Raw genomic sequence first — 1300 nt, 5'->3', positions numbered from 1 at the left:
ACCAGTTCGTTCCTCACGCCCAACTTCCCACTCGTTTCACCCATCGCGCGATACAGCGAAGACGCGGTGGGCTGTCCGTTAGGGGGTGCGTCACCGTGCACGAGTAGGGATCCCTGAACGGGCAGGGCTCATACTGCGTACAGCCGTGCGGACCTCAGGTTAGAGCCAGTCTTTGCGTTTGAATGTGGCGTATAGCCCGACGGAGATCGCGACGATCAAAGCCATTGACACCCAGAATCCCCACTCCGTGGAGAACCCCGGGTAGGGCACGTTCTGCCCGTAGAACCCGGTGATCGCTGTGGGGACGGCGATGATCGCGGCCCAGCTGGTGACCTTCTTCATCACCAGGTTCATGCGGTTGCCCTGCAGGCCCACGTTGGTGTCCAGGATGCTCGTCACCAGATCACGCAGGGTCTCGGTCCATTCACTGGCGCGCAGGACGTGGTCGTAGACATCCTGGAAGTAGGGGATCATCGACGGATCGATCGCCTCCAGGTCGCGGCGCATCAGAGTGTTGAGGACCTCGCGCATCGGGAGCACGGCCCGCCGCAGCTGCACCAGCGACTTCCGGAGTTCGAAGGACCGCCGCTGGATGTCCCTGCCCCGCTGCGGGGGCTCGAAGAGCTCGTCCTCGAGCTCGTCGATGGCGGCATCCAGATCCTGAACGGTTTGGAAGTGACCGTCGACCACCGTGTCCAGCAGACCCCACAGCAGGAACGACACACCGCGGGTGAGCTGGTCGGGCTGCTTATCCCAGTGGCCCTCCACAGCACGGATGTCGAAGTCCTCGCCGTGGACGGTGACCAGGGCCCGGTTGGTGATAAAGGCCTTGATGTCGTGCGCGGTGACCTCGTCCGTCGCCGGATCGAAGCCGACGCTGTAGGCCGAGAGGAACAGGTGCGAGTCGTACCGGTCCAGTTTGGGGCGCTGGTGCTCGTGGACGGCATCCTCCACCGCCAGAGGGTGCAGGGAGAGCTCCTGCTCCAGCGCGGACAGATCCTCCATGGTCGGGTTGACGAAATCCACCCACACCGTCGAGGACGGATCGGCGACGTGGTCGGAGACATCGGCCAACGGGAAGTCCGACAACTCCAGGACACCGGAACGGTACAAGCGAGTACGAATCACGTCGGACAGCGTAGATATGAATTCCGAAAACAAAGTCACTGCACCACGAAGCGGACGGCTACGCGGGTACAGGAACTGGAGGCGTTGAGGTATCTGCGCTGTCCGTGCGAATTCAGAATACGTCTTGCTTGTACGGCTCGATAGGGACATTTGGTCCCCGGGCTGGGCTCCC

General features: G+C 62.5%; 1 protein-coding gene. It reads right to left on the bottom strand.

All coding sequences use genetic code 11. The annotated features are described in order from the left end of the window. Positions 1-159: 159 nt before the first annotated feature. Positions 160-1128, bottom strand: coding sequence for a magnesium transporter CorA family protein (locus tag JNB50_RS24565; RefSeq protein WP_208042718.1), 969 nt, complete (start codon positions 1126-1128; stop codon positions 160-162). Between the last annotated feature and the right edge of the window lie 172 nt (positions 1129-1300).

Source organism: Leifsonia sp. TF02-11, assembly GCF_017565305.1.
Classification (GTDB): domain Bacteria; phylum Actinomycetota; class Actinomycetes; order Actinomycetales; family Microbacteriaceae; genus Leifsonia.
The sequence above is the reverse complement of the archived record's forward strand: the minus strand, read 5'-3'. Positions and strand labels throughout refer to the sequence as shown.